Consider the following 16,872-nt stretch of genomic DNA (forward strand, 5'->3'; position numbering starts at 1 on the left):
TAATATTAAGTATGTCAAGAAAAAATAAAAAAATCAAAAAGAAAATTTTTGTTGATACCAGGTACAATTCTAGAATTGTTGCAAAATTTGCAAACAGAATGATGTATGATGGAAAAAAATCAATAAGCGAGAGTATACTTTACAGTTCAATTGATTTGCTTGCTGATAAGCTTGAAGATAGTGATAAGATGGCTGTTTTTTGTAAAGCTTTAGATAATATTAAGCCGTTGGTAGAAGTAAGAAGTAGACGGGTAGGTGGTGCTACATATCAAGTTCCTGTTGAAGTTAGAGAAGAGAGAAGAGAGGCTTTAGCTATGAAGTGGATTATTTTTGCTGCTAGAAAGGCTAGTGGTAGATCTATGAAGGAAAAGTTGTCAAACGAACTTTTAAATGCATACAATTCTACTGGAGCTGCTTTTAAGAAAAAAGAAGATACTCATAGAATGGCTGAAGCAAATAAAGCTTTTACTCATTATAGATGGTAAAAAGACACCTTTTTTAAAGGTGTCTTTTTTTGCTTATATGTTGTGGTATTATTAGGGCTATTTTTTGTATTTGTTTTATTAAAAGTAAGGAGGTATTTTTGTGTTAAAAAAAGTTTATTATTTTTTATTTTTTTTATTTATTATTGCTTGTTCTGGTTCTGATGATAATAAGTCAGAGTCAAAAACAGTTTCGCTTATAGTTGATGGTACTTTTGATGATAAAGGATTTAATGAAAGTTCTTCTAATGCGATAAGAAAATTGAAAACAGATTTTAATATAAATATAATTGAAAAAGCATCTACAGGGAATTCTTATTTAGGAGATATTTCAAATCTAGAGGATGGTAATTCAAATTTGATTTGGGGAGTCGGATTTAGATTGTCAGATATGCTTTTGCAAAGAGCTGGCGAGAATGTTTCTATTAATTATGCAATCATAGAAGGGGTTTATAATGAAATTCAAATACCCAAAAATCTTCTTAATATTAGTTTTAGATCCGAAGAGGTGGCTTTTTTAGCAGGATATTTTGCGGCAAAGGCTTCTAAAACAGGTAAGATTGGATTTATTGGGGGAGTGAAGGGGGAAGTTTTAGAATCTTTTATGTATGGATATGAAGCTGGTGCTAAGTATGCGAATTCTAATATTAAAGTGGTCTCTCAATATGTTGGCACATTTGGGGATTTTGGACTTGGTCGCTCGACAGCATCTAATATGTATCGAGATGGGGTTGATATTATATTTGCAGCTGCTGGACTTTCTGGTATAGGAGTAATTGAGGCCGCAAAAGAATTGGGCTCCGATCATTATATTATTGGAGTCGATCAAGATCAAGCATACCTTGCCCCTAATAATGTTCTTATTTCTGCTGTAAAGAAGGTTGATTCATTGATGTATAGTTTAACAAAAAAGTATTTAGAAACTGGAGTTTGGGATGGGGGTAAGACCATGTTATTTGGACTTAAAGAAGATGGACTTGGTTTGGTTTTAAATGAAAACTTAAAGTCAAATTATTCTGAGATTTATGATGAATCATTGAAAATTGGGCAAAGTATAATAAATGGTATAATAAAAGCGCCTTATGACAAGGCATCTTATGATAACTTTGTTTTACAAATAGCAAATTAACTTAATTTGTGTGGAGTTGATTTGTGAAAAATGATTTTGGCTCTTTAAAAAGATTTTAAATAAGTCTTTTAATTATTGCAAGATTAATCTAGATTAATCTTGCAAAAGGGTTTAAATTTGGGTATTATGGTGATGTAGGAAAAAATTTTCTTATCACCATGTTTTTATTAATATTAAAAGTATTATTTTTAGGGTTATTGAAGTTTTTATTTTATCAATGAAGAATATTACTTGTTAGTACAATAAAGTTTATGTTTTAATTTTTGAAAAATTCTAAATTTTTTAAATAAATTTTGTAAGGAGAGGATTGATTTTGTTTAAAAGGTTTATTTTTATTGCTTTATTTTTATTAGTGTTGGCTTGTTTTCAGTCTAATGGAAAGTCTGCTAAATCTGACAAAGTTGTTATAGGTGTTTTGGCCAATGGTAGCTTTTATGATAAAGGCTATAATCAAAGTGTTTATGATGGTGTTGTAAAACTTAGAGATGATTTTGGAGTAAAGCTTATAACTAAATCTTTAAGGCCTTACCCTATTGAGGGTAAAAGACTTCTTACTGTTAATGAGGCAATGACAGAGGATGCTTATGAGGTTCAAAAAAATCCTTTAAATCTTTTTTGGTTGATTGGATATCAATTTTCCAGTTTGTCGGTTAGGCTTTCGTATGAGCGTCCAGATATTTGTTATGGGATTATAGATGCTTTTGATTATGGTGATATTCAAGTTCCCAAGAATTCCTTGGCTATTAAGTTTAGAAATGAAGAGGCTGCATTTTTAGCTGGATATATTGCTGCTAAGATGAGTAGAAAAGAAAAGATTGGATTTTTAACAGGTCCTACAAGCGAATATTTGAATGATTTTAAGTTTGGTTTTAAGGCTGGAATTTTTTATGCTAATCCCAAATTAAGATTAGTATCAAAAAAAGCGCCCTCTCTTTTTGATAAAGAGAAAGGCAAAGAAATGGCTCGGTTCATGTATAAGGAGGATAAAGTAGGTGTTATTTTGCCAATAGCTGGTATAACTAGTCTTGGAGTTTATGACGCTGCTAAGGAACTTGGCCCCAAATATTATGTTATTGGTTTAAATCAAGATCAATCGTATATTGCGCCTCAAAATGTTATTACTTCAATACTTAAGGATATTGGCAAGGTTATTTATTCTGTTTCATCAGATTATATTAAAAATGGAGTTTTTAAAGGTGGAGTTGTTATTGATCGAGGGTTAAAAGAAGGAGTAATAGAAGTTGTTAAGGATCCTGATGTTTTAAATAATAGGCTAGTTGATGAAGTTATTAATCTAGAAAATAAAATAATAAATGGAGAAATTATTGTTCCTGATAGTGAATATGCATTTGATTTATTTAAATCAAAGTTATAAACTACTTGGGTATAGCTTTGATTTAAAAAGGGGGAAACGGTTTATGAGTAAATTATTGTTGTTGATTTTATTTGAAGGTATTATTTTTTTATCTTGTAGTGGCAAGGATGGTATTGAGAATAGAATTCCCAAAGTATCTTTAATAGTTGATGGAACTTTTGATGATAAATCTTTTAATGAAAGTGCTTTAAATGGCGTAAAAAAAATTAAAGAGGAATTTGAAATTGAGCTTGTTTTAAAAGAATCTTCAACAAATTCTTATTTATCTGATCTTGAGGGGCTTAAAGATGCGGGTTCAAATTTAATTTGGCTTATTGGATATAGATTTAGCGATGTGGCCAAGGCTGTTTCTTTACAAAATTCCGAGATGAAATATGCAATTATTGATCCTGTTTATTCTAATGAGCCTATTCCTGCAAATTTAGTGGGTATGACTTTTAGAGCTCAAGAAGGTGCATTTTTAACAGGTTATATTGCTGCAAAAGTTTCTAAAACAGGTAAAATTGGATTTTTAGGGGGAATAGAGGGTGACATAGTAGATGCTTTCAGGTATGGGTATGAGGCTGGTGCTAAGTATGCCAATAAAGATATTAAGATATTTTCTCAGTATATTGGTAGTTTTTCTGACATTGAGGCTGGCAGAAGTGTTGCAACTAAAATGTATTCTGATGGGATAGACATTATTCATCATGCTGCAAGTCTTGCAGGAATTGGCGCTATTGAGGTTGCAAAAGAATTTGGTTCTGGGCATTACATTATTGGAGTTGATGAGGATCAATCATATCTTGCTCCCAATAATGTTATCACATCCACAACCAAAGATGTTGGTAGATCTTTATATCTTTTTACATCTAACTATTTAAAAACTAATACTTTCGAAGGTGGAAAATCAATAAATTATGGCCTTAAAGAAGGAGTTGTAGGTTTTGTAAGAAATCCAAATATGATTCCTTTTGAAGTTGAAAAAGAAATTGATAGTCTTTCTAGCAAAATAATCAATAAAGAAGTTATTGTTCCATATAATAAAGAAAGTTATGAAAAATTTCTTGAAGAATTTATTTAAATAAATAATCAATTTATATTTTTTATTTTTAAGTATAAAAAACACATTATTTTTGTTTGAATAATGGAAATAGAGAAGCGTTCTGTATGAGGATTGATTTTTAATATTCTGCATTTTGTTGACTTCTTGTTTGAGTAGGAATGGAATAAGAGTCTGGTTCAAGTAAAATTAAGATATCTATGTTGGTAGATGGTGTTCTTGATGATAAATCTTTTAATTCTAGTGCTAATAAAGCTTTATTGCGTTTGAAAAAAGATTTTTCATAAAATATTGAAAAAGTTTTTTCTAGTGCTGTTTCTGGAGTTTATTCTAGCTATGTTTCAGATCTTAATAATTTAAAAATGAATGGTTCAGAATTGATTTGGCTTGTAGGGTATAATATGCTTACGGATGTTTCTTTATCGGTTTCATTAGATTATATCAAAAATGGAGTTTTTAAACGAAGGGTTGTTATTAATCAAATGTTAAAAGAAGAAGTAATAGAAGTTGTTAAGGATCCTGATGTTTTAAATAATAGGTTAGTTGATGAAGTTATTAATTTGGAAAATAAAATAATAAATAGGGAAATTATTGTTCCTGATAGTGAATATGCATTTGATTTATTTAAATCAAAGTTATAAACTACTTAGGTATAGCTTTGTTTAAAAAAAGGGGAAATGGTTTATGAATAAATTATTATTGTTGATTTTGTTTGAAGGTGTTATTTTTTTATCTTGTAGTGGTAAGAGTGGTCTTGAGAGTGGAATTCCCAAGGTTTCTTTAGTAATTGATGGAACTTTTGATGATAAATCTTTTAATGAGAGTGCTTTAAATGGCGTAAAAAAACTTAAAGAGGAATTTGAAATTGAACTTGTTTTAAAAGAATCTTCAACAAATTCTTATTTATCTGATCTTGAAGGACTTAAAGATGCGGGTTCAAATTTAATTTGGCTTATTGGATATAAATTTAGCGATGTGGCCAAGGCTGTTTCTTTACAAAATTCCGAGATGAAATATGCAATTATTGATCCTGTTTATTCTAACGAGCCTATTCCTGCAAATTTAGTAGGCATGACTTTTAGAGCTCAAGAAGGCGCGTTTTTAACAGGTTATATTGCTGCAAAAGTTTCTAAAACAGGTAAAATCGGATTTTTAGGGGGAATAGAGGGTGACATAGTAGATGCTTTCAGATATGGTTATGAGGCTGGTGCTAAGTATGCCAATAAAGATATCAAGATATTTTCTCAGTATATTGGTAGTTTTTCTGACCTTGAAGCTGGCAGAAGTGTTGCAACTAAAATGTATTCTGATGGGATAGACATTATTCATCATGCCGCAGGTCTTGGAGGAATTGGGGCTATTGAGGTTGCAAAAGAACTTGGTTCTGGGCATTACATTATTGGAGTTGATGAGGATCAATCGTATCTTGCTCCCAATAATGTAATCACATCTACAACCAAAGATGTTGGTAGATCTTTAAATCTTTTTACATCTAACTATTTAAAAACTAATACTTTCGAAGGTGGAAAATTAATAAATTATGGTCTTAAAGAAGGAGTTGTAGGTTTTGTAAGAAATCCAAAGATGATTCCTTTTGAAGTTGAAAAAGAAATTGATAGCCTTTCTAGCAAAATAATCAATAAAGAAGTTATTGTTCCATATAATAAAGAAAGTTATGAAAAATTTCTTAAAGAATTTATTTAAATAAATAATCAATTTATATTTTTTATTTTTAAGTATAAAAAACACATTGATTTTGTTTGAATGGTGGAAATGGAGAAGCGTTTTATATGAGGATTGCAATTTTTATATTTGGAATTTTGTTAACTTCTTGCTTTAGCAAGAATGGAATAGAGTCTGGTTCAAGTAAAATTAAGATATCTATGTTGGTAGATGGTGTTCTTGATGATAAATCTTTTAATTCTAGTGCTAATGAGGCTTTATTGCGTTTGAAAAAAGATTTTCCAGAAAATATTGAAAAAGTTTTTTCTAGTGCTGTTTCTGGAGTTTATTCTAGCTATGTTTCAGATCTTGATAATTTGAAAATGAATGGCTCAGGATTGATTTGGCTTGTAGGGTATATGCTTGCGGACGTTTCTTTATCGGTTTCATTGGAAAATCCAGAAATTAACTATGGGATAATAGATCCTATTTATGGCGACGATGTTCAGATTCCTAAAAATTTAATTGGTGTTGTTTTTAGAATAGAGCAAGGTGCTTTTTTAGCTGGCTATATTGCAGCTAAAAAAAGCGTTTCTAGTAAAATAGGTTTTATAGGTGGAGTAAAGGGCGATATAGTAGATGCATTTCGTTATGGTTATGAGGCTGGTGCAAAGTATGCTAATAAAGGTATAGAGATTGTAAGTGAATACTCTAATTCTTTTTCTGATATTGATATTGCTAGAGTTATGGCTAATAAAATGTATTCTAAAGGAATAGATATAATTCATTTTGCAGCTGGTTTGGCAGGAGTTGGTGTTATTGAGGCAGCAAAAGAACTTGGTGATGGTTACTATGTTATTGGAGCTGATCAAGATCAGTCTCATCTTGCTCCTAAAAATTTTATTACTTCTGTTATAAAAAACGTTGGTGATGCATTGTATTTGATTACTAGCGAATCTCTTAAAAATGATAATGTTTGGGAAGGTGGAAAAATTGTTCAAATGGGATTAAGAGATGGTGTTGTTGGTTTATCTAATGCAAATGAATTTGAATACATAAAAGATCTTGAAAGGAAAATAATTAATAAAGAGATTATTGTTCCTTGCAATCAGGAAGAATATGAAATTTTTATAAAACAAATATTAAAGTTGTAGACTTTTCAAAATAAAAAGATTTTAATTTTCTAGTTTTTAATTTTTTAATTATGTTATATTTATTGTGTTATAATAAATAGAAGTACATTTTTATTGTTTTAGAGGATTTAGCATTGAATAAAAAAATGTTTCCCAAAATTTACTATTATGATCAAGACTTTATTGATATTTATAATAAAAGTTTATCTTGGATTCAAGATAAGGTTATTTTACAAAAAGTTGCTGATAAGGGTAAAAAAGATAAAAATTATTATTCAGAGAATTGCAATTATATAGATCAGATGCAAGCTTGTATGTCAAGCTTTTTTCTTGTCTATAGTAATGGGGAATATTCATCTACATCTGCAATTGATAAATTTTACCAATTACAGGAAGAATCTGGTGCAATTAGAGCCAGATATGATAATAATAATGCTATTATTGATCTTGATGAGAATGAGGAGAATATTGGATTTCCTATTTTTGCATGGGCTGAATATAATTTATATCATAAAACGGGAAATAAAAAGAGAATTTCTGAAGTTTTGCCAATTCTTGATAAGTATTATAAGTGGATAGAGAGCAAATTTTTAAAGGAAAATGGTCTTTATTCAATTAATGTAAATAAAATTTTTTATAAAAATTCTCCAAGAGCAGATGCGTACTATCCTATAGATTTTAATTCATTGCAAGTTCATAGTGCATATTGTATTTCTAAATTAGCAGACATTTTAAATGATAAAAATTTATCACTTGAATACAAAAAACGGTTTTTTTCTCTTAAGGCTAAAATTAATTCTTTAATGTGGAGTGAAAAAGATGGGTTTTATTATGATCTTGATGAGAATGAAAATATTCTTGAAATAAAGACATTAGTAGGGTTTTTCCCGATGCTTTCAGAGATTCCTAGTGAGGATAGAATAGAAAGGATGATTTTTTATTTAAAAAGTACTAAGCATTTTGGGACTCCAAATCCTTTTCCAACGCTTTCTGTTAGTGAGCCGGGTTTTAGTGAGGATGGCAATGGATATTATGGTTCGGTTTATACTTATATGAATTTTTTTGTGATCAAAGGCCTTGAATATTGTGGTCGTGCAAATATTGCAAGAGAATTTACCATAAGACATTTATATTATATATTAGATACTTTAATGCCGTTTAATAAAATCAAAGGGCATATTTGGGAAGCTTATAAGCCTATGCAAGAAGGGCCTGCATATTTTGATTCTAATAAAAAAACTTATACGGAGAAAGATCTTATTTGTTATCTTGCTCTTTTTAGCATTAGCTTAATGATAGAGAATATTATAGGGCTTACAATTAGTTTGCCTGATAAAACTGTATATTGGAACATACCTACTCTTGAGATTATGGGGATAGAAAGCTTATCTCTTAAAAAGAATCAAACTACAATAATTTGTAACAAAGGGAAAAGAGGTTGGGAAATAAAAATGGAATCTGAAAAACTTTATTATTTTACAATAAATATATTGAATAAAAAAGAAAAAACCCTTCCTATCCCTTCAGGAAGATGTTCTATGTTGTTAGATAAGCTTTGATGAATTGGATTCATTAAATGTCTTGTAAAATTTAAATTTTTGGAGGCCTTTTAATGATAGATATTGATGAATTGAGAATTTTTCTTAAAGAGAAGAGTTATTCTAAAATCAAAGAAAAATTTTTAAAGCACGATTCCTTTGATATTGCTGAGGCTCTTAAAAGACTTAATGGATCTGAATTGATTTTACTCTACAGATTTTTGCCTAAAAAAATAGCAGTTGAGACTTTTTCTAATTTTGACCAATCTACAAAAAACAAATTAGCAAATTCTTTTACAAATAAAGAAATAAGTGAAATGATTGATGAGTTAAATCTTGATGACGTTATCGATCTTTTAGAAGAGGTTCCTGCAAATGTTGTTCAGAGATTTTTAGCAAGCTCTACAGAAGAGAATAGAGAAATTATTAATAAATTTTTGTCTTACAATGATGATTCTGCAGGTTCGATCGTAACAATTGAATATGTTGAACTTAAAGAAGATTTCACCGTTGGTCAAGCTCTTGACCATATTCGAAAGGTAGCTAAAACTAAAGAAGATATTTACACTTATTATATTACAGATTATGAAAAGCATTTAAAAGGAGTTATAAAAATTGAGGATTTAATATTAGCCAAAGATGATGTTATTCTGTCATCAATAATGAGAAGTAGTGGGTTTTATATTGTGGGGGTCAATGATGGGAAAGAGGATGTTGCACTTCTTTTTCAAAAATATGATATTACTAGTGTTCCTGTTGTTGATAATGAAGGGAGAATGATAGGGGTTATTATTATCGATGATATTTTAGAAGTTATTCAATCTGTAAATACTGAAGATTTTCAAATGATTGCGGCTGTTAAACCTCTAGATACATCTTATCTTGATACTTCTATTTTGGTTATGACAAAAAATAGGATAATTTGGCTTTTGGTTCTTATGATATCTTCTACTTTTACAGCAACAATCATTTCAAATTATCAAAATTTAATGGTGTCTTTAGTGGTTTTAGCTAGTTTTATTCCCCTTTTGATGGATACTTCAGGCAATGCTGGTTCTCAGGCATCTGCGTTAATAATTCGTGAGCTTGCTCTTGGTACTGTCAAGGTAAAAGATTTTTTTAAAGTTTTTTTAAAGGAAATATGTGTTAGTATTTTAGTGGGAGTAATTCTTGCTAGTGTTAATTTTTTAAGAATTGTATTTTTTGTAGCACCACAGCATGTTGATAAGCTGAAAATAGCGTTTGTAGTTTCAGCTTGTTTAATGGTAAGCTTGACTGTAGCAAAGATATTAGGGGGTCTTTTACCTATTGTTGCTAAAATTTTCAAGTTGGACCCAGCACTTATGGCAGGCCCTTTAATCACTACTATTGCAGATGCTATTACTTTGATAGCTTATTTTAATATAGCAAAATGGGTTTTAGTTAGTTATGCTGTTTGATTTTATTTAATATATTAATTGTTATTTTTTTATAATAGGACATTTTTAATGTATGATTGCATTTTTTGTAAAATAGTAAACAAAGAGCTTCCTAGTTATAAAGTTTATGAGGACGATTTAGTTTTAGCATTTTTGGATATTAATCCTTTAACTGTTGGGCATACTCTTGTTATCCCTAAAGAACATAGTGAGAATTTATTAAATATGGATGATAAATTTAATGATAGAGTTTTAGGAGTATGTAAAAAAATTTCGAATGCTTTAAAAAAAATAAATTCAAGCATTTGTGTAGGAGTAAATATTTATTCTTCTTTGGGAGCTGGTGCAGGGCAAGAAGTTTTTCATACCCATTTTCATGTGATTCCAAGATTTAAAAATGATGGTTTTGGTTTTAAGAGAGGCAATAAACTTAATCTTGAAGTTAATAAATTTAAAGAGTTGTCTATGCAAATAAGTATGAATATTTAATTTTATTTTGTCCAAAAGGATTCTTTATGAGAAGAAGCTTTTTTTTCTTTTTTGTTTTTATGTTTAATATATTAAGGATTTATTCAGGAATTCCCGGGTATCTTAATGTATACAATGGAGTTGGAGTTGGTGTTGACAACTTTACTCGAGATTTATTCTTCTATGAAAGACTTAAGTATCAATTTTTCAGCGGACTTGGCGTTAATGTTTCTCAAAATTTTGCACTTGGTGGAGAATTTAATTTAGATATTAAATTTTTGCCAAGTGATACTCCTTATGCTAAAGAGATTGTGTTTATGTTGGATGATCAGGCATATTTGAAACATTCTCTAAATTATTTCATATTAAAAGATGTTTCAGTATCAATAAGAATGTATGGCAATTATTTCTTTTTGCCCTATACCCCAATGTTTAGTTTAATCTTGTTTGCAGGTTTAAAATTTTCATATATTGATGCTAAAATTTATTTTGGAGATTCAAGTGATTGGGTAGCACTTAACAATGTTGTTTTGGGAGTAGACATTGGAGCTAGAATTAATATAGATTTTATTTTTTTGGAATATGCAATTTCTCCAATTTTTTATAACAAACTTTTACTTTTAAATCAAATGCATAAAATAACCTTAGGTTTTATTTTTCAGCTTGACGTAGCAACAACAAATGACAGTGAGATACTTTCTATTTTGTAAATTTTATGAGCTAGGGATATTTTAAATTTTCTTCTTTAATATTGTTTAATATTTGCAAGTATTTAGAAGATTCATATTTAGCCATATCAAGGTTATGTTCTTTGTAATTTCCGCATTCTTTATGGCTTGCGCCTGGAATAGGTTCTGAAAAATTTACAATTTCGGAAAAAAGCCAGGATATTAGATCAATAAGATCTTTGCTTTCATAGTTCCCAAAAATTATTAAGTAAAAACCAGTTCTGCATCCCATGGGACCAAAATATACTATTTTTTCAGCCCAAACTTCATTATTTCTAAGCAAAGTGGCTCCTATGTGCTCAATTGTATGTATTGCTGCGTTTTCAATTATTGGTTCGATGTTGGGAGCTTTGATTCTAATGTCTATTGTGGTAAATATTACATTTTCAAAGGTATCTTTTCTTGAGACATATATACCAGGGTTTAATTTTGTATGATCTATTGTAAAGCTTGTTATTTTTTTCATTTTTTTAGCACCGTTTGTATTTTTTTTACAAAATCTAATTTTTCCCATTCAAATTCATTTTTTCCAAAATGGCCATAAGTACAAGTTTTAAGATATATGGGTTGTTTTAGTTTTAATTTTTCAATTATACCGTTGGGAGTTAAATCAAAGTTATTGACAATGAAATTTAATATTTTGCTTGCATATTTAGGATCATTTATTCCTGCAGTTATTTGAATAGATATTGGGTTTTCAATTCCAATTGCATATGCAAGTTGTAGTTCAAATTCTTTAGAAATACCGGCTGCTACCATATTTTTTGCTATATATCTTGCCATGTAGGCAGCTGATCTATCTACTTTTGTAGCATCTTTTCCGCTGTATGCTCCTCCTCCGTGTCTTGCGAATCCTCCATAACTGTCAGCAATAATTTTTCTTCCTGTAAGACCCGTGTCTCCGGTAGGTCCTCCAATTACAAAATTTCCAGAAGGATTAATACAATAAGTAGTATTTTCATCAAGTATTGATTTGTCTTGAATGGTAGGCTTAATAATTTCTTCAATTATTGTTTGTCGCATTAGTTTTTGAGAGATATTTGGATGGTGTTGGTGAGAGACCACAATATTTTTTATTTTTATAGGTCTTCTGTTTTTATCGTATTCCATAGTAACTTGAGATTTTGAGTCGGGTCGCAACCATTCTATTGCTCCTGATTTTCTAAGATTGCTAGCTTTTTTTAGAATTGAATTAGCGAGCTCATAAGGAGCAGGTAAAAAATTTTTTGTGTCATCGCAAGCATATCCAAATATTATTCCTTGATCACCTGCCCCAAGGGTATTAGACCCTTCTTTTTCAATTGCGTTTATGATGTCACGCGATTGATTGCCAACGGCGTCTATTACCGTTATTGTTTTATAATCAAGCCCATAATCAATATTTGTATAGCCTATATCTTTAATGATGTTTTTAGCAATTTCTTTTATATCTATGTTTTTTTTTACGGGACTATTTATTTCCCCTGCTATTACTACTAAATTTTGTGCAATTATGACTTCGCAAGCCACTTTTGCATTTTTATCTACTTTTAACATTTCATCAAGGATGGCATCAGAGATTTGATCTGCAATTTTATCTGGATGTCCTTCAGATACAGCCTCAGAAGTTAAAGTTTGGTTAGCTGCTATTATTTTATTCATATTAGCCTAATAAGTTCCTTTGTCATTTTGCTTGAATTTATTGATGATGTTTTTAAAAATTTATTAAAGTCTATATGGTTATCTTTATTGTTTGGTAAATCAGAAATTGAACGAATTATTATAAATGGTATTTTAAACATGTGTGCTACTTGAGCTATTGCAGCTCCTTCCATATCTACAGCTAAAGCATCTTTGAAATTTTTTTTAATTGCTTCAAGATTTTTTTCATTGTCAACAAATTGATCTCCTGTTAGTATTAAGCCAATATGGATATCAATGTTTAAAAGTTTGTTGTCAATAATATTGACTACTTTTTTCAATAGCTCTTCATCTGCTTTAAACTTTTGTGGCAAATTAGGAACTTGTCCTATTTTGTGTCCAAACTTGGTTAAGTCAAAGTCATAGTATGCTGCTTGTGAGGATACTATGATATCTGATATTTTAAGGTTAGAGTTTTCTTTTATTCCGCCAGAACTTCCAGAGTTTATTATATGAGTGATTTTATATTTAGATATAATTTGATTACTCCAAGTTGCTGCGTTAACTTTTCCAATTCCTGTAGTTAAAGATATTACATCTTTTCCCAAAATTTTTCCTTTATAAAATTTTTTATTTTCTAAGTAGTCGTTTAATATAACTTCTTCTTTGTCATCAATCATTTTATTTATTTCTTCTGATTCTTCTTGCATAGCTGATATGATCAAAATCATGCTTTTCTCCTTTTAAAGTGTTTATATACTATCTGTTAAAAAATGTTTATTTTTAATTAGTTCTATTTCATCTTGATTGAGTATTTTTTTTATTCCTGTGTTTGTGTTTGGTATAGACTGAACGCTAGGTTCATTTTTATCTACAACTTTTCCATTTTTTATTATATAGTTTATGTATGGGAGATTTGGGCTAGAATCATCTATATCTACTATTTTGGCTATAGAATTGTCATTTAGCTCTACAATAAAGTCTAAAGGGCAAGAAGATATTGCATTGATTATTAACTTTAAAACCCTTTTGTCAAATTTTTTGTCAGCATCTTTAATCAATTCAATAATAGATGCCCCAGAATTAAAAGATTTTTTGTATGCCTTATCTAAAATGATAGCAGAATAAGCGCTGGCAGCGCCTATTATATTTGATTCTATGCTAATGTTTTCACTTGTTAGTCCTTTAGGATAACCTGTCCCGTCTAGATTTTCTTTATGTGTTAAAAGTGTTAAACATATTGATCGTGACAAATTACTTGTTGAAGCTACTTTATAGCTTATTATGGGATATTTTTTAATTATTTCTAGTTCTTCGTCAGTTAATGCCTCTTTTTTTTCGCTGATTTTTGATGGGATAAATAGAAATCCTATTTTATGTAAAAGAGCAATACTACAAAGTTCTACTGTTTTGTAGTTATTTAGTCCCATTTCATTACCAAGGGCTACTGTTAAGATAGCTGTGTTTACTGAATGAATAATGTGATAGTTTGCAGAAAGCTTAGGAATTCTAAAATATTTGATGAAAATTTTTTTCTGTTTTTTGTAGAATTCTATTACTTTTTTTACAGTAGGCATAATATCTTGGTAATATATTTTTTTATTTCTTTTGCAATTTTCATAAATTTCTTCTAAATTGCTTATTATTACATGATAACTAGAAATAGCCTCTTCGTTGAATTTTTTATGTATTTCTTCATATTCTCTTTTGACAGAATCATCGCTGAAAAAATTTGTTCTCTCTTTAAGGTATGATTTTAATTTCCATTTTTCAATAAGCTCAATGTTTTTCTCTCCAATAAATGCATTTTCAGGCCAAACTAAGAATTCCTTGTCTATTAAATATGATGAATTTTTTATATTTTTGATAATGCTTTCAAAATTTTGCATTTATTTCCTTGGAATTAAGCTCTATTAACCATGTATATCATATTATTTATTAATTGTCTATCTATTAGTATAATGTATCTATTATATATATATCAATTTTTGAATTAAGCTTTTTTTAAAGAGATTTTTATGGTAGAAAAAATACGTTTAGGCTTTAATATTATATTTCTTGGATTATTTATTTATTTTCTGACAATTTTAAGATTTCAAATGAAATTAAGCTTTATTTTATTTAATTACCAATTTATTGTAATTTATTTTTTACTAGTGGTTGTTTTTAATGTTATTTATTCCCAATATTTTTCTTCAAGATTGTATTTTATTTTAAATGGGATGGAAGATACATTTACTTTTTTAAAGCTTAAAATGGTTCGTAAAAAGCTTAAAAGTGTTTTTGAAATATCTATTCTTCTCAGGTTTATTTTAATAAAACAAGATAAAAAAAGTCTTGATGAGCTTTATCTTTATTTGAAAGACAATAGATTAAGGCATAAGACAATAATAGAACTTTATTCTGTTCTTATTAGCTTTAGAGAGAAAGAAAAGGCTTCTAGTTTAATTTTAAATTACAAGTGCAGTAGAAACAAATGGGTGAAATATTGTGAGGCTCTTAGTATGTTGTCATTTGAAGAGTATTTAAAGTTAAAGGAGTTGGTAAATTTTCTAGATAAGTTTTTTTTAAAAAATGATATTTTTACTCTTTATTTTTATTATTTATTGCGAAAATCGAAAACATCTTTTGATTTACTTGAAAGCAGAAAAACTGAGATTAGAAATCGATATTATAAATTTAAAAATAGAATAGATTCTAAGCATACAAGGCTACTTAGTTCGAATTTATTTTTTGTTGTTTTTTATTATATTTATGATTTTTCTAAAAAAGATGTTTTTTATTGAAGGAGTTGTGTTTTGGGTATAAGAGTTCGTTATGCGCCTTCTCCAACAGGTTTGCAACATATTGGGGGGATTAGAACAGCTTTGTTTAATTATTTTTTTGCAAAGTCTTGTGGGGGTAAATTTTTACTTAGAATTGAGGATACAGATCAGAGCAGATATTTTTCAGAAGCTGAAAATGATCTTTATTCAAGTCTTAAATGGCTTGGTATTTCTTTTGATGAGGGTCCTGTTGTAGGGGGTGATTATGCACCTTATGTTCAGTCTCAAAGAAGTGCAATATATAAGCGATATGCTGAGTATTTAATTGAATCTGGGCACGCTTATTATTGTTATTGTAGTCCTGAAAGGTTGGAAAGGATTAAGAAAATTCAAAATATTAATAAGATGCCACCCGGATATGATAGGCATTGTAGAAATTTAAGTGATGAGGAAATTGAGAATGTGCTAATTAAAAAAATTAAGCCTGTTGTCAGATTTAAAATTCCTTTAGAAGGAGATACTAGCTTTGATGATGTTTTGCTTGGAAAGATTACATGGTCTAATAAAGACATTAGTCCTGATCCTGTAATTCTCAAGTCAGATGGACTGCCGACTTATCATCTTGCGAATGTTGTTGATGATTATTTAATGAAAATTACCCATGTATTAAGGGCTCAAGAATGGGTTTCTTCAGGTCCATTGCACACACTTCTTTATAAGGCTTTTAAATGGAATCCGCCTATTTATTGCCATCTTCCAATGGTTATGGGAAATGATGGTCAAAAATTAAGCAAAAGACATGGATCAACAGCTTTAAGGCAGTTTATTGAAGATGGATATCTTCCAGAAGCTATTATTAATTATATTACTTTACTTGGTTGGTCTTATGATGATAAGAGAGAATTTTTTTCAAAAAGTGACCTTGAGAAATTTTTTTCAATTGAGAAGATTAATAAATCTCCTGCAATTTTTGATTATCATAAGTTGGATTTTTTCAATAGCTATTATATTAGAGAAAAAAAAGATGAAGATTTATTTAATCTTTTACTTCCTTTTTTCCAAAAAAAAGGGTATGTTTCTAAGCCTAATACTTTAGAAGAGAGTCAAAAATTAAAATTATTAGTTCCTCTTATAAAGAGTAGGATTAAAAAATTAAGTGATGCTTTAAGTATGACTAAATTTTTTTATGAGGACATTAAATCTTGGAATTTAGATGAGTTTTTAGGTAGAAAAAAAACAGCCAAAGAAGTTTGTTCTATTTTAGAATTAATAAAACCTATTTTAGAAGGATTTGAAAAAAGATCGTCAGAGGAGAATGATAAAATTTTTTATGATTTTGCTAAGAATAATGGTTTTAAATTGGGAGAAATTCTTCTTCCCATTAGAATTGCAGTGCTTGGCAGCAAAGTCTCTCCACCACTTTTTGATTCTTTAAAATTGATAGGTAAATCTAAAGTTTTTGAAAGAATAAAATTGGCACAGGAATTTTTAAGAATAAATGAATAGTTATTA

At 29.1% G+C, this 16,872-nt stretch carries 17 protein-coding genes and 1 pseudogene; 14 read left to right on the forward strand and 4 right to left on the reverse strand.

Going from position 1 to position 16,872, the window contains the following annotated elements; translation table 11 throughout:
* The first annotated feature begins 11 nt into the window (after positions 1–11).
* The 12 genes and pseudogenes from rpsG to HNP63_RS02420 all read left to right on the forward strand — a co-directional run bounded on the left by rpsG (position 12) and on the right by HNP63_RS02420 (position 10,957).
* On the forward strand, positions 12–485 hold the full coding sequence (gene rpsG / locus HNP63_RS02365; protein ID WP_011600995.1) for a 30S ribosomal protein S7: 474 nt from the start codon (positions 12–14) through the stop codon (positions 483–485).
* A 100-nt stretch (positions 486–585) separates the two neighbouring features.
* Positions 586–1,611, forward strand: coding sequence for a nucleoside ABC transporter substrate-binding protein BmpD (gene bmpD / locus HNP63_RS02370; protein ID WP_011600994.1), 1,026 nt, complete (start codon positions 586–588; stop codon positions 1,609–1,611).
* A 313-nt stretch (positions 1,612–1,924) separates the two neighbouring features.
* On the forward strand, positions 1,925–2,986 hold the full coding sequence (bmpC, locus tag HNP63_RS02375) for a nucleoside ABC transporter substrate-binding protein BmpC (protein ID WP_044051974.1): 1,062 nt from the start codon (positions 1,925–1,927) through the stop codon (positions 2,984–2,986).
* Positions 2,987–3,029: 43 nt separating this feature from the next.
* Entirely contained in the window at positions 3,030–4,049 is a 1,020-nt protein-coding gene (bmpA, locus tag HNP63_RS02380) for a nucleoside ABC transporter substrate-binding protein BmpA (RefSeq protein WP_004790178.1), read from the forward strand.
* Positions 4,050–4,152: 103 nt separating this feature from the next.
* Positions 4,153–4,459: pseudogene (locus HNP63_RS06775) on the forward strand (BMP family ABC transporter substrate-binding protein); the annotation flags it as partial.
* A gap of 42 nt (positions 4,460–4,501) precedes the next feature.
* The gene (locus HNP63_RS02390) at positions 4,502–4,669 is read left to right on the forward strand and encodes a BMP family ABC transporter substrate-binding protein (protein ID WP_373477042.1); all 168 of its coding nucleotides are present in this window, start codon (positions 4,502–4,504) and stop codon (positions 4,667–4,669) included.
* Between the two features lie 43 nt (positions 4,670–4,712).
* Positions 4,713–5,732, forward strand: a complete 1,020-nt coding sequence (gene bmpA / locus HNP63_RS02395) for a nucleoside ABC transporter substrate-binding protein BmpA (RefSeq protein WP_011600990.1) — start codon at positions 4,713–4,715, stop codon at positions 5,730–5,732.
* An 86-nt stretch (positions 5,733–5,818) separates the two neighbouring features.
* Entirely contained in the window at positions 5,819–6,844 is a 1,026-nt protein-coding gene (gene bmpB / locus HNP63_RS02400) for a nucleoside ABC transporter substrate-binding protein BmpB (protein WP_183227124.1), read from the forward strand.
* Positions 6,845–6,957: 113 nt separating this feature from the next.
* A complete protein-coding gene (locus HNP63_RS02405; RefSeq protein WP_004790337.1) occupies positions 6,958–8,382 on the forward strand; it encodes an MGH1-like glycoside hydrolase domain-containing protein in 1,425 nt (474 codons plus the stop codon).
* Between the two features lie 53 nt (positions 8,383–8,435).
* A complete protein-coding gene (gene mgtE, locus HNP63_RS02410; RefSeq protein ID WP_004790652.1) occupies positions 8,436–9,800 on the forward strand; it encodes a magnesium transporter in 1,365 nt (454 codons plus the stop codon).
* 48 nt (positions 9,801–9,848) lie between these two features.
* Positions 9,849–10,268: an HIT family protein gene (locus tag HNP63_RS02415; protein WP_004790597.1), complete on the forward strand. Its 420-nt coding sequence runs from the start codon at positions 9,849–9,851 to the stop codon at positions 10,266–10,268.
* 26 nt (positions 10,269–10,294) lie between these two features.
* Positions 10,295–10,957, forward strand: a complete 663-nt coding sequence (locus HNP63_RS02420) for a hypothetical protein (protein WP_004790403.1) — start codon at positions 10,295–10,297, stop codon at positions 10,955–10,957.
* Between the two features lie 10 nt (positions 10,958–10,967).
* On the opposite strand, the gene HNP63_RS02425 is transcribed toward HNP63_RS02420, so the two are convergent.
* The 4 genes from HNP63_RS02425 to pdeB are packed head-to-tail and all read right to left on the reverse strand — an operon-like array spanning position 10,968 to position 14,484.
* Positions 10,968–11,441: an S-ribosylhomocysteine lyase gene (locus HNP63_RS02425; RefSeq protein ID WP_004790298.1), complete on the reverse strand. Its 474-nt coding sequence runs from the start codon at positions 11,439–11,441 to the stop codon at positions 10,968–10,970.
* Positions 11,438–12,616: a methionine adenosyltransferase gene (gene metK, locus HNP63_RS02430; protein WP_004790245.1), complete on the reverse strand. Its 1,179-nt coding sequence runs from the start codon at positions 12,614–12,616 to the stop codon at positions 11,438–11,440. Before metK ends, HNP63_RS02425 begins: the two co-directional genes overlap by 4 nt.
* The gene (locus HNP63_RS02435) at positions 12,613–13,326 is read right to left on the reverse strand and encodes a 5'-methylthioadenosine/adenosylhomocysteine nucleosidase (RefSeq protein ID WP_004790250.1); all 714 of its coding nucleotides are present in this window, start codon (positions 13,324–13,326) and stop codon (positions 12,613–12,615) included. Before HNP63_RS02435 ends, metK begins: the two co-directional genes overlap by 4 nt.
* Positions 13,327–13,347: 21 nt before the next feature.
* Positions 13,348–14,484 (reverse strand): cyclic di-GMP phosphodiesterase PdeB, encoded by a 1,137-nt coding sequence (gene pdeB, locus HNP63_RS02440; RefSeq protein WP_004790679.1) that lies wholly within the window; start codon positions 14,482–14,484, stop codon positions 13,348–13,350.
* 129 nt (positions 14,485–14,613) lie between these two features.
* Between pdeB and HNP63_RS02445 the strand changes: the two genes are divergently transcribed.
* Positions 14,614–15,381, forward strand: coding sequence for a hypothetical protein (locus HNP63_RS02445; protein WP_011600987.1), 768 nt, complete (start codon positions 14,614–14,616; stop codon positions 15,379–15,381).
* A gap of 12 nt (positions 15,382–15,393) precedes the next feature.
* Positions 15,394–16,866 carry a glutamate--tRNA ligase gene (gene gltX, locus HNP63_RS02450; protein ID WP_183227127.1) on the forward strand — a complete coding sequence of 491 codons (1,473 nt, stop codon included), beginning with the start codon at positions 15,394–15,396 and terminating at the stop codon, positions 16,864–16,866.
* Positions 16,867–16,872 lie beyond the last annotated feature (6 nt).

This window comes from Borreliella afzelii (genome assembly GCF_014202295.1).
Classification (GTDB): Bacteria; Spirochaetota; Spirochaetia; order Borreliales; family Borreliaceae; genus Borreliella; species Borreliella afzelii.